Genomic DNA, 13287 nt, shown 5'->3' on the forward strand with positions numbered 1-13287 from the left:
CTCATATAACGTTAGTTTAAGTATTGAGAGTAAAAGAATAGGAATAGAAAAATTAATGTTTTGCTAAATAATCTATTAAAGAAACTTAAAGGAATAACAAGTTCTCCTATTGTAAGGATTTTAAGTTTATCCTTATTTAGTCCTATTATTAATTCTTTTAATGTTTGGAAGTTTATTTTATTAACGAAAGACCAACTTGGCACAGCTTTTGTATCTGTACCTATTTTGAAAATAATATGAATACTATGTGCATGAAAACCGCTTATTATTAAAATAAGCATAAATCCTAAAATAATGAACCAAGTCATTTTTCAACACCTCCTTTCAGTATCTAATATTAAGATATTAAAACTGCTGAGAAAGTGTGCTGTTGTCCATGAAAAATATTGAGAAATTGTTGAGGAAACATTGAGGATGTTGCAATGCTATTGATTGTAGCTGAGTTAATAATGCTTGTCATATTATATGTGTGAAAAAAGGAAATAGGAAAGAGAACAGTTGCGTAGACTGTTCTCTTAAGGAGCGGAAGTGCTGAACATTTTCAATGACAATGATTCAAGCATTCCGTTAATAGTATGTGTAAATATTTATAATCCATACAAGCAAGGTGGCTAGAATAAATAGCCGCCTTGCTTCAGGGAGAATTCAAGAAAATTAGAGATTCATTATGGATACAGATTGGCTGTTACCAATCTATTATTAGTATTGGAAATAATTACATAAATTATTCGTAAGTTAAAATCTCAATTCATCGTAGGATGAGTGACATGCAAAGTAAAAAGAGCACTTTTTAAAAGTGCTCTTTTTAAGGTGTGTATTAGGAATTGAAAGAGGCATCAATGACAATTTAGAAGGAGATATCTCTATACAACATATGGAGGTACTATGGAAGGGTGACGATAAAACATAAAAAGAGCAGTTAGAATGAACTAACTGCTCAGCTCCAGGGGGATTGGAGACTTGGTATTTTATATTATTAGCAAATTTTCGGTGTATTATTCGAAAGTAGATATAGATAGATAATTATTAATATTGTATTAGTACATTTTATCCTTTAAATAGTGTTCCTCCATCAGTAACATGGGACTCTCCAATTTCTCCAACTTCTTCAGCAGGAATAAGCGGTAAATTATTATTACCTTTTTCATTATTCCTGTTCATAGCATTAAAAATAATTAGAAATTACCGTGAGGTGGTGTAAAGGAGAGAAAGAACGTGAGTTCCTGCATTCTCTGGTTGTAATGAGCCTTGCATGTGGAGATTAAATGTCTAATAAGTATATTGGTCAAATTTTTTTCTACTGGTGTTTCATTAAGGTTGATTAGTTCATAAATATGAAGCACAACGATAAAAGATAGAAATACTTACAAATTTTAAGAGAATTCCTTTTGTCTACCAAGAAGCAAAATATTTTTATGATAAAATATAGAAAAAGATGATTAAGAAGGGACAATTAAAGTGAAACCAACAATTTATGATGTTGCTGAAAAAGCAGGCGTATCAATAGCGACTGTATCCAAAGTAATTAATCAAACGGGGCGTATTAGTGAAAAAACAATAAACAAAGTAAATAAAGTAATGGATGAATTGGATTACCAGCCAAGTAGTGTAGCAGCAGCGTTAACAGGTAAAAAAACATATACGATTGGGGTACTTGTCCCAGACATTTCAAACCCATTTTTTGCAGAAGTAGCAAGAGCTTTTGAAAATAGTGCACGAGAATCAGGATATACACTCATTTTATGTAGTACAGATCATCAAACAAAACGTGAGCACGAATATATTGATTTATTATTTAAAAAGCAAGTAGATGGCATTATTATTGCGACGGAGCTAAATGATTATAAACTAGTTAAAAAAATCGTGAACCGAGATTTGCCACTTGTATTATTTACCGTAGATCATCCTTCCATCACAACTCATGTTGTGACAACTGATGATATGAGGGGAGGCTATCTAGCTGGACAGTATTTAACGCAGAAAGGCCATAAGTCTTTAACGATTATGATGGAGAAGGATAGAAAAAGTAGCATAGGGAGACTGAATGGTTTCAAGCAGGCTCTTACGGATTCAGGGATTTCGTTAGATGATGATGCTATTATTAGCTGCTATTCGACAGTAGAAGATAGCAAACGTGCAAGTAAAGAATTAATTAGTTTGCCTAGCAGGCCTACAGCGGTTTTTGCTTGTACAGATTTAATTGCTATATGTCTTATGAATGAAGCAAGAAAACAGGGACTTTCGATTCCGGAAGATTTATCAATTATCGGATTTGATAATACAATCTATGCTGAGATTGCTGATCCAGGGTTAACGACGATTGAACAGCCAATCACACAAATGGCAGCCTGTACATTTGAACAACTCTTAAAAACGATGGAAATGAAGGCGCATGCTAAGCAAAAGATTACAATTATTCCTCAGTTAGTAGAGCGATCCTCAGTAAAGGATATTACATGAAAACTTTTTTAATAGCCTACTTGAATGTAACGAAAAGAAGGTCATCGTAACCATGTACAGTTATGATGACCTTCTTTTTATTTAGAGTTTATACTGAGAATTGCTCGCCGTTTTTCGTATTTAAATCCTGCTTCATCTCATTCTCCTTTGGAATAGTAAGGAAATGAGTTAGAAATGCACCAAAGAAGTACAAACCAGCAAAGATCCACATCACGCCGCCTACACCTAATGGACCGATGAAGGCAGTTACTACTAATGGACCAACAAAAGCTGATAATCCTGAACCTAAATTTAATACAGACATGGCGGCTCCTTTATTTTCAGGAGCTAAAGATGGTACTAAAGCTGTAAGAGGTACATAACCGGCAAGTGTTGCTCCGTAGCAACAGGCAACAAATAATATAGCCCAATAATTATGTCCTACCATTTGTGGTACATAATAGAGTGCAAGAGTTACAATTCCGCAACCGACTCCCCCGAACCATTTAATCGTATTTACCCAGCCCAACTTGTCTCCAACAATACCAAAAATAATATTAAACACCATATTTACAAAGAATAGAGTGCCCCAAATTTGAAGCCATTCCGTCATTGTAAAATTATATTTCATCATATAAGTAGGCAGGAAAACAACAAATCCAAACTGAGCGGCCGAGTTTATTATTTTTACAATACCGCCTATACCAACTTTAGGGTTTTCAAATGCGATGGTAATGCCTTTTAGTAATTCACTAGATTTGTTAGCGCTTACGGTTTGTGCCTTAAATCTGTCCTTATTTACAACAATTGAGAATAATCCCCCAACGACAACAAAAATTAAGGCGCTCCATAAAGTAGCGATTTCCCCAATCTTAGGAACCATATAGCTAGAATAAAAGGCTCCTATAACACTAAGCCCAAGCTGGAATACGAACCAGAACCAGCCAACTGCTCTTGAAAGCATTTGCTGTGGAGTACTGTAAGATACCCAAACTAGAAAAGAATAAGCAAATAAAGGATAACCGAAACCTCGTAGGGCATAGCAAAGTAATATAACGGGATAATTCATATGTTGAATGCCTATACCTATGAATCCAATGGAACCTAAAATGAATGATATTAAACCAAACGTCATGACTTTTCTTGGTCCCCACATTTGTACAAATACCCCCGAAAACCAGGAAGAAGCGGATACAGTAATTCCGTAAATAGTAAACAGAAAAGCAGCGTGTTCTAGCGTTAAGCCATTCTCAACGAGATAAGGGGATAACCATCCTTGTTCTAAACCATCCCCAATCATAAATACAATAATCCCTATGTATCCCCAAGTTAAATTAGAAGGGATACCAATCTTGTCCATAAATGTTTTGTTTGAACCAATTGCGTTCATTCTCCCACCACCGATATTTTTTTGGTTAAGCGCTTAATTCTTTTTGATAAAAAAAGTATACGCTTACATTATGAGGTCGTCAATGAAATTTTTTGACAATTTACAACTTTCTTTCATAGGGTGCAATCTATTTACTTATCGGACACTAAAATAATTGTGAGTATGAAAAGAAGGGAATACCTTATAGATGGGAGTTTACTATTTAAAAGGCTCGGTTTTCTTTGTTATATCAGTATTTTAAAAGAATATATTTATAGCTTTTTAGATTATTTATTTCTAATTATTATTTTTTATTTTTATGTAATACGTTTATTGAGGGAACTTAAAATTCAGATGAAAAGGGGAGTATTCCAAAAAATAAAAATGTTTTCAATTTAGAATCAAGTGTGTATAATGAAGAAAAATAGGGAAAGCGCTTAACTAACTTGATGCGCTAAACCCTATAGACTTTCATTTCGTTTCTTAAATTTTAATATAGAGGGAGAAATCATATGAACGTTTTAAAGATTGGGATTATTGGTGCTGGAAGAATTGGGAAATTACATGTTGATAATTTGCAGCTTATGCCACAAGTAAAAATTAAAGCGGTTTCAGATGTAGTAATTAGTCATCTAGAAAAGTGGGCTCAAGATAAAGGGATTACCACTCTAACTAAAAACTATCAGGATTTATTAGCAGATCCAGAAATTGATGCTGTCTTTATTTGTTCACCAACAAATACACATGCGCAAATTATTAAAGAAGCGGCTCTTGCCAAAAAACATATCTTCTGTGAAAAGCCTGTTAGTTTCTCAGTAGAAGAAACTTTAGAAGCATTAGAAGTAGTAAAAGAACAGGGAGTATCTCTTCAAGTAGGTTTTAACCGCCGTTTCGATCCTAACTTCAGAAAAGTCTATGATCTTATTCAACAAGGAGAAGTGGGACACCCACATATTTTAAAAATTACGTCTAGAGATCCACAACCGCCAAGTATAGAATATGTTCGTTCTTCAGGTGGATTGTTTATGGATATGATGATTCATGATTTTGATATGGCTAGGTATGTGATGAATAGCGAAGTTGTTGAAGTATTTGTATATGGTACAACATTAATTGATCCATCCATTCAGGAAGTAAATGATGTTGATACAGCAATTGTCACATTGAAGTTTGCGAATGGAGCTTTAGGGGTAATTGATAATAGCCGCCAAGCTGTTTATGGATATGACCAACGTCTTGAAGTGTTTGGTGAAAAAGGGGCTGTCGCTGCGGATAATTGCTGTCCGACAACAGTACAAGTGTCAAAAACAGAAGGTGTTGTAAAAGATAAGCCACTTTATTTCTTCTTAGAGCGCTATACGCAGGCTTATATTGAGGAAGTAACACAATTTACAAAGTCAATTATAGAAGGACAAGCTGTTATTTGCAGTGGTAATGATGGGTTACAAGCGGAGCGAATTGCGAAGGCCGCGAAAGAATCTTTACTAACAGGAAAACCTGTTCAAATTGAGCATAAACAGCCTGCTTTAAATCAATAAAGAGAGCGCTTACTTCTAAATAGTTAAAGAGTGGTGAATAGTATGGCCATAAAATTTCTGAACCATATCATTTACCTTTACATAAAGCACGGGAGGTAGTAGCAATGAATCCACTTATTTTTAAAGAAGATTGTCCATTAGATCTAATTGCAGTTGGACGTTTATGCGTTGATTTAAATGCCAATGAAACACAACGTCCTATGGAAGAAACAAGAACGTTTACTAAGTATGTGGGAGGATCTCCTGCGAATATCGCAATTGGTGCGGCGCGTCTTGGCTTACAAACAGGATTTATCGGTAAAGTGTCCGATGATCAAATGGGCCGTTTTATTACAGGATACCTAAAGGATAACAATATTAATACAGATCAGATATGTATTGATCGTACTGGTGCAGTGACAGGTTTAGCTTTCACAGAAATTAAAAGCCCTGAAGATTGCAGTATTTTAATGTACCGCGACAATGTCGCAGATTTAAATCTTGATCCAACAGAAGTATCTGAGGACTATATTAAACAATCAAAAGCTCTCTTAATTTCAGGAACAGCTTTAGCGAAAAGTCCTTCTCGCGAGGCGGTATTTTTAGCGCTAGAATATGCGCGTAAGCACGATGTAGTCGTATTTTTTGATGTTGATTACCGCCCTTATACATGGCAGTCAGAAGCTGAAACGGCTGTGTATTACAATCTAGCGGCCGAAAAGTCTGATGTCATTATTGGAACGCGTGAAGAATTCGATATGATGGAAAAACTATTAAACTACGAACAGTCTAATGACCAAGTTACGGCTGAAAGATGGTTTTCTCATCATGCGAAGATTGTAGTTATTAAGCACGGCGGGGATGGTTCAATTGCTTATACGAAAGACGGTCAATCGTACCGCGGCTGTATCTTTAAAACAAAGGTATTAAAGACGTTTGGTGCTGGCGACTCGTATGCATCTGCGTTTATTTACGGCTTAATGCAAGGGCTTGAGATTCCTCAAGCGATGCGATTAGGTGGCGCTTCTGCCTCAATCGTTATTTCTAAACATAGCTGTTCAGATGCAATGCCAACAAGGGCAGAGATTTCTGCATTCATGGAAACGGCTGAGGAAATGGTATAGAAACATCATAAATGAGTAATCAAGTAAGGGCGTATCTTATGTACGCTTCTACATTACATAAAAGGGAGAGAATGAATATGACAGTAGAAACAGCACAAATTGTAAAAAACTACATTGGCGGCGAATGGGTAGAATCTTCTTCAACGAAGATGGAAGCCGTATATAATCCTGCAACGGGAGAAGTAATCGCCCGGGTACCACTTTCAACAAAAGTAGATGTTGAACTAGCCGTACAAGCAGCAAATGAAGCGTTTAAATCTTGGTCCAAAACAGCTGTGCCAAAACGTGCTCGCATTTTATTTAAATATCAACAATTACTAGTAGATAACTGGGAAGAGTTAGCGAAACTTATTACGATTGAAAATGGAAAAAGTTATAACGAAGCTTACGGTGAAGTTCTTCGTGGTATTGAGTGCGTGGAGTTTGCTGCAGGTGCTCCTACATTAATGATGGGAAAACAGCTTCCTGATATTGCGACAGGTATTGAGTCTGGTATGTATCGTTACCCAATTGGTGTTATAGGCGGGATTACACCTTTTAACTTCCCTATGATGGTTCCATGCTGGATGTTCCCACTTGCAATTGCTTGTGGTAATACATTTGTGTTAAAACCTTCAGAGCGTACACCACTTCTAGCAGCGAAATTAGCCGAATTAGCTGAAGAAGCAGGCTTACCAAAAGGTGTATTAAATATCGTAAATGGCGCACATGATGTAGTAAACGGTCTTCTTGAACATAAATTAGTGAAGGCAATTTCATTTGTAGGTTCTCAGCCGGTTGCAGAATATGTATACAAAAAAGGAACAGAAAGCTTAAAACGCGTTCAAGCACTAGCGGGTGCGAAAAATCATTCTATTGTATTACATGATGCAAATCTTGAACTAGCAACAAAGCAAATTATTAGTGCTGCATTTGGTTCAGCTGGTGAGCGTTGTATGGCCGCTTCTGTTGTAACAGTAGAAGAAGAAATTGCTGATCAACTAGTTGGAAGATTAGTAGAAGAAGCAAATAAAATTGTGATTGGTAATGGTCTTGATGAAGATGTATTCCTAGGACCGGTTATTCGTGATAACCATAAAGAGCGCACAATTGGTTACATCGATTCAGGTGTAGAACAGGGCGCTACATTAGTTCGTGATGGACGCGAAGATGCAGCTGTAAAAGGAGCTGGTTACTTCGTTGGGCCAACAATTTTTGACCATGTTACAAAGGAAATGAAAATCTGGCAAGATGAGATTTTTGCTCCTGTTTTATCCATTGTTCGTGTGAAAGCATTAGATGAAGCAATTGAAATTGCGAATGAGTCTCGCTTTGCAAATGGAGCTTGTATTTATACAGATAGCGGAGCAAGTGTACGTCAATTCCGTGAAACAATTGAATCAGGTATGTTAGGTGTCAATGTTGGGGTACCAGCACCAATGGCATTCTTCCCGTTCTCTGGCTGGAAAGACTCTTTCTATGGTGATCTTCATGCGAATGGTACGGACGGCGTTGAGTTTTATACTAGAAAGAAAATGCTTACATCTCGCTGGGAAAAGTAATCATTAAGAGAGAAGTAGAATCACTCTAGTTGTTCGTAAGCGAAAGTAACGAAAGTAGTAAAACATAAGAAGGAAGTATTAGGAGTCTATCAAATTCCTAATACTCCTTTTTCATATGTAGAATGAATGATAGAGATAGAAAGGAGCAAACAAAATGCAAACTGTTAGAATGACGACGGCGCAAGCATTGGTGAAATTTTTGAATCAGCAATACGTAGAGTTTGATGGAGAACAACAAAAGCTTATTAAGGGTATCTTTACTATTTTTGGTCATGGAAATGTAGTAGGCCTAGGTCAAGCTTTAGAAGAGGACGCAGGAGAACTAGAAGTATATCAAGGAAGAAATGAACAAGGGATGGCAAATGCTGCGATGGCTTTTGCAAAACAAAAACATAGAAAACAAATTATGGCATGTACTTCTTCTGTTGGTCCTGGATCAGCAAATATGATTACCTCTGCTGCAACAGCTTCTGCAAATAATATTCCTGTTTTACTACTTCCAGGTGATGTATTTGCAACGAGACAACCTGATCCTGTTCTTCAACAAATTGAACAAACGCATGACTTATCTATTTCTACGAATGATGCTTTTCGTGCGGTAAGTAAGTATTGGGACCGGGTGAACCGTCCTGAACAATTGATGACAGCTATGATTCAAGCCATGCGTGTTTTAACGAATCCGGCAGATACAGGAGCTGTAACAATTTGTTTACCACAAGATGTCCAAGGCGAAGCGTGGGACTTTCCAAGTTACTTCTTCCAAAAGCGTGTTCACCGTATTGAACGTCGTCTCCCTACAAAAGCCAGTTTAGCGGATGCGGTGGAATTGATTAAGAGAAAGAAAAAGCCAGTTATGATTTGCGGTGGTGGTGTAAGGTACGCAGAGGCAGCAGAGGAACTGAAACAGTTTGCTGAAGCATTCCGCATTCCATTTGGGGAAACGCAAGCTGGGAAAAGTGCGATTGAAAGCAGCCATCCATATAATCTTGGCGGCATCGGAGTAACTGGAAATTTAGCAGCCAATACAATTGCAAAGGAAGCGGATCTTGTTATTGGAATCGGGACGAGATTTACTGATTTTACAACGGCATCTAAGCAATTGTTTCAGAATGAAGAGGTTGAGTTTTTAAATATTAACATTTCAGAATTCCATGCGAACAAGCTCGATGCATTGAAGATGATAGCAGATGCAAAAGAAGCACTTCTTGCCCTAATAGATGAACTGCAAGCGATTGAGTATCAATCTAGTTACACAGTAGAAATCGCTAATGCAAAAGAGGATTGGGAAATAGAATTGGTACGTCTATATAATGTTCGCTTTACAAATCAAGATTTTAAACCAGAAGTTGAAGGTCATTTCGATGAGAATTTAAATGAGTATGTAGACGCACTTGGTACACAATTAACACAGACTGCAGTCATTGGACAAATGAATACATTACTTGATGAAGATGCAATCATCGTTGGTGCGGCAGGAAGTCTTCCAGGTGATTTACAAAGAATGTGGGCATCAAGAAAACCAAATACATATCACATGGAGTATGGATACTCTTGCATGGGCTATGAGGTTGCAGGCGCACTTGGTGCAAAGCTAGCTGAACCATTGAAGGAAGTATATGCAATGGTAGGGGATGGAAGCTACCAGATGCTTCATTCTGAGCTCGTTACAAGTCTTCAAGAAAACAAAAAAATTAACGTTTTATTGTTTGATAACTCCGGATTTGGCTGCATTAATAACTTACAAATGGGTAACGGAATGGGGAGCTTTGGAACAGAGTTTCGCTACCGAAACCAGGAAACTCGTAAATTAAACGGGGCTATTATGAAAATAGATTTTGCAGCTAGCGCGGCTGGATATGGCGTAAAAACGTATCGTGTTACATCGATAGAACAATTACAGGAAGCGCTTATAGATGCGAAAAAACAAACAGTTTCTACATTGATTGATATTAAAGTATTACCAAAAACAATGACAAATGGATACGATTCATGGTGGCATGTAGGTGTTGCAGAAGTATCTAATAGTCAAAGTGTACAAGCCGCGTATGAGAGTAAAGTAAGTAACTTGCAAAAGGCAAAATCTTATTAGATTAGGACACAAAGAGAGTTTTTTATCTACATGCATATTGTTTAGTAAGCTCTCTTTTTAACAAACAGATAGGAGAATTTAGCGAAACTCTATAACATTTTACAAAGAGGAGAGACAAGGGAATGTTCAAAGAAAATACGATTAAGCTTGGGATTGCACCAATTGCTTGGACAAATGATGATATGCCGGAGCTAGGAGCAGAAAATACGTTTGAACAATGTATTAGTGAGATGGCACTAGCTGGATTTAATGGAAGTGAAGTAGGTAATAAATATCCGAGAAATACAGTTGTATTGAAAAAATCTTTGGAATTACGAAACCTGGAGATTGCTAGCGCATGGTTTAGTGCGTTCTTGACAACGAGGCCGCTTGAAGAGACAGCACAAGCATTTATTAAGCATAGAGATTTCTTGCATGATATGGGTGCAAAAGTCATCGTTGTTTCAGAGCAAGGACATAGTATTCAAGGTGTAATGGATGTGCCGCTATTTCAAAACAAGCCCGTTTTTACAGAAGAAGAGTGGGATAAGCTTGCAAATGGGTTACATCACCTCGGTAAATTAGCTCAGGAAAAGGGGCTACATATTGTATACCATCATCATATGGGTACGGGTGTTCAAACAACGGCAGAAATTGAAAAGTTAATGGATATGACGGATCCAGATTTTGTATCCCTGCTTTTTGATACAGGTCATCTTGTTTTTTCAGGAGAAGAGCCACTTTATATTTTGAAAAAATATTTACCTCGTATTAAACATGTACATTTAAAAGATATTCGTGAGGAAGTAGTAGATGCTGTAAAGGAAAACGAATTAAGCTTCTTACAGGCAGTGAAGAATGGTGCATTTACAGTTCCCGGGGATGGCGTAATAGTATTTGATGAAGTGTTTACTACCCTTGCGAACTCTGAGTATAAAGGATGGTTTGTGGTAGAAGCAGAGCAAGACCCGGCTTTAGCGAATCCTTTTGAATATGCATTAAAAGCCCGGAAATTTATACAAGAGAAAGCAGGTCTTTAATTTCCGCATGGTGAGATTACATAAGGAGTAAAACGACGAGACATTTGTTTTCTATTTAATAAATAATATTGAAACAGGTGAATGTGTAATGCCATTAGTGCAAATGAAGGGTATTTTAATTAAGGCAAATCAACAGAATTATGGGGTCGGAGCTTTCAGTGTCGCTAATATGGAAATGGTAATGGGAGCTATCCAAGCAGCAGAAGAGTTACGTTCGCCGCTTATTCTACAAATTGCGGAAGTTCGTTTGAATCATTCGCCAATTCATCTGATTGGTCCTTTAATGGTTGCTGCGGCGAAAAAAGCGACTGTCCCAGTAGCAGTTCACTTTGATCATGGTATGACGTTTGAAAAGATTAAAGAGACATTAGAAATTGGTTTTAGTTCGGTTATGTTTGATGGCTCTCACTATCCGTTAGAGGAGAATATTCAAAAGACAATAGAAATTGTAGCGCTTGCGAAACAGTACGGAGCGACGGTAGAAGCTGAGATTGGCAGAGTAGGTGGTAGTGAGGACGGCTCAGAAGATATTGAGATGTTGCTGACAAGCACCACAGAAGCAAACAGATTTGCAGAAGAAACAGACGTTGATGCGTTAGCTGTTGCGATTGGAAATGCGCACGGTATGTACAATGGAGATCCTGATTTACGATTAGACCGCTTGCAGGAGATTAATGAGGTAGTTCGTATTCCTCTCGTATTACATGGTGGTTCTGGCATTAGCCCAGAGGATTTCAAACAATGTATTCACCATGGTGTTCGTAAAATTAATGTAGCGACAGCGACGTTTCAGAATGTAATTGCTGCGGTTAACACTGCTGCCCTAAATACTCCTTATTCAGATTACTTTACGTATCATCAAGATGTAATTGAGGCCGCATACGAAAACGTTAAAAATCATATGCTCATATTCGGAAGTGAAAACAAAGCATAACCAGAAAGGTTTTCTTCATTAATATCAGAAGAAACTCGAAATTTAGTTAGCTGATAAAGATAGAGAATGATAGAGTAGCCATTAATTAAAAGGGGGAGAAAGCCGTGTTAGGAAAATTAGGTGAATTAAATGAAGGGTATAATGTATTAACAGAAATGAACGGTCAATGCAGTGATATGTTAATGGATATAGGCATATATAAGATGTCTAATGGAAAAGAAGAGTTGCTATTTGATAATAAGAATGAAACGGCAGTACTTTTACTAGAAGGGGCAATACGTTTAGAGTGGGATGGAATGGAACAAGTTATTCAAAGGCAGTCTGTTTTTGAAGAAAACCCTTGGTGTTTACATGTGGCTAAAAATGTGAAGGTTACAATTACTGCTCTGTCAGATAGTGAAGTGCTTGTTCAAAAAACAGATAATGATCAAGAATTTGCGTCTAAGTTGTATACTCCAAATGAGTGTCAAAGTGTTGTAGCTGGAGATGGAGTATGGGAGGGAACAGCGCAGCGTGTTATTCGGACAATTTTTGACTATAACAATGCAGCATATTCTAATATGGTAGTAGGAGAAGTTATTTCTTATCCAGGGCGATGGTCCAGTTACCCACCGCATCATCATGACCAGCCAGAGGTATATTATTATCGCTTTAACAAGCCGCAGGGATTTGGATGTGCCATGGTTGGGGAGGATGCTCATCGCGTTGTACATAATAGCTTTATTACAATTCCGGGTGAGCTAGACCATCCACAAGCAACAGCGCCTGGATATGCAATGTATTTTTGTTGGATGATTCGACATCTTGAGAATAACCCATGGAATGATCGTATCATGGAGGAAGAACACAAGTGGTTATTAGAACCAAACGCGAAAATTTGGCCAGAAAAAGAATAAAAGAAAATAAAGGTTTTGGCAAAAAATGATTTTACTTGTGATGGTTTTTGCCCAGAACCACCAATTTTTTTGTGAATTTAGGCAGGTTCTTATATGAGATCGCATAAGAGTCTGTTCGCGTGCTCCACCTTTCTTTATGTACAATAAGGATAATAGATACTATAGACATGGAGAGGAAATCCATGTCCACTAAATTAGTTAATTTACGCATTTTAACAGGTTTCTTAAATGCAATTCTAGAGGAATCTTTAGATGCATCAATTACAGATTTTCCAAACGTGAAGTGATGATTTTAATTGAAAAAGGTAATTTGGAAGGGGTTGCAGTATTTGTAAAAGAAGAAATTACGATCTTGAAAT

The 13287-nt window shown here is 37.2% G+C and carries 10 protein-coding genes; 8 read left to right on the plus strand and 2 right to left on the minus strand.

Annotation, left to right across the window (positions count from 1 at the left end):
• Window positions 1–11: 11 nt before the first annotated feature.
• The gene (locus tag MHH59_RS28540) at window positions 12–308 is read right to left on the minus strand and encodes a hypothetical protein (protein ID WP_002016668.1); all 297 of its coding nucleotides are present in this window, start codon (window positions 306–308) and stop codon (window positions 12–14) included.
• A gap of 1150 nt (window positions 309–1458) precedes the next feature.
• Here MHH59_RS28540 and MHH59_RS28545 point away from each other — a divergent pair.
• On the plus strand, window positions 1459–2460 hold the full coding sequence (locus tag MHH59_RS28545; protein WP_340853412.1) for a LacI family DNA-binding transcriptional regulator: 1002 nt from the start codon (window positions 1459–1461) through the stop codon (window positions 2458–2460).
• An 88-nt stretch (window positions 2461–2548) separates the two neighbouring features.
• On the opposite strand, the gene MHH59_RS28550 is transcribed toward MHH59_RS28545, so the two are convergent.
• Complete coding sequence (locus MHH59_RS28550) at window positions 2549–3829, minus strand: MFS transporter (protein ID WP_002016662.1); 1281 nt, start codon at window positions 3827–3829, stop codon at window positions 2549–2551.
• Window positions 3830–4320: 491 nt separating this feature from the next.
• On the opposite strand from MHH59_RS28550, the gene iolG reads away from it, so the two are divergent.
• The 7 genes from iolG (at window position 4321) to MHH59_RS28585 (ending at window position 12928) form a co-directional block, all read left to right on the plus strand.
• Complete coding sequence (gene iolG, locus MHH59_RS28555) at window positions 4321–5346, plus strand: inositol 2-dehydrogenase (protein WP_340853415.1); 1026 nt, start codon at window positions 4321–4323, stop codon at window positions 5344–5346.
• Between the two features lie 104 nt (window positions 5347–5450).
• Window positions 5451–6449 carry a 5-dehydro-2-deoxygluconokinase gene (gene iolC / locus MHH59_RS28560; RefSeq protein ID WP_201055175.1) on the plus strand — a complete coding sequence of 333 codons (999 nt, stop codon included), beginning with the start codon at window positions 5451–5453 and terminating at the stop codon, window positions 6447–6449.
• Between the two features lie 77 nt (window positions 6450–6526).
• Window positions 6527–7990, plus strand: a complete 1464-nt coding sequence (locus MHH59_RS28565) for a CoA-acylating methylmalonate-semialdehyde dehydrogenase (RefSeq protein WP_201055177.1) — start codon at window positions 6527–6529, stop codon at window positions 7988–7990.
• Between the two features lie 154 nt (window positions 7991–8144).
• The gene (iolD, locus tag MHH59_RS28570; RefSeq protein WP_201055179.1) at window positions 8145–10079 is read left to right on the plus strand and encodes a 3D-(3,5/4)-trihydroxycyclohexane-1,2-dione acylhydrolase (decyclizing); all 1935 of its coding nucleotides are present in this window, start codon (window positions 8145–8147) and stop codon (window positions 10077–10079) included.
• A 122-nt stretch (window positions 10080–10201) separates the two neighbouring features.
• A complete protein-coding gene (gene iolE / locus MHH59_RS28575; RefSeq protein WP_340853421.1) occupies window positions 10202–11098 on the plus strand; it encodes a myo-inosose-2 dehydratase in 897 nt (298 codons plus the stop codon).
• Between the two features lie 88 nt (window positions 11099–11186).
• The gene (locus tag MHH59_RS28580; RefSeq protein WP_340853424.1) at window positions 11187–12032 is read left to right on the plus strand and encodes a class II fructose-bisphosphate aldolase; all 846 of its coding nucleotides are present in this window, start codon (window positions 11187–11189) and stop codon (window positions 12030–12032) included.
• 104 nt (window positions 12033–12136) lie between these two features.
• Window positions 12137–12928 carry a 5-deoxy-glucuronate isomerase gene (locus MHH59_RS28585; protein WP_201055183.1) on the plus strand — a complete coding sequence of 264 codons (792 nt, stop codon included), beginning with the start codon at window positions 12137–12139 and terminating at the stop codon, window positions 12926–12928.
• Window positions 12929–13287: the final 359 nt, after the last annotated feature.

The organism is Bacillus sp. FSL E2-0195 (genome assembly GCF_038003645.1).
GTDB lineage: Bacteria > Bacillota > Bacilli > Bacillales > Bacillaceae_G > Bacillus_A > Bacillus_A mycoides.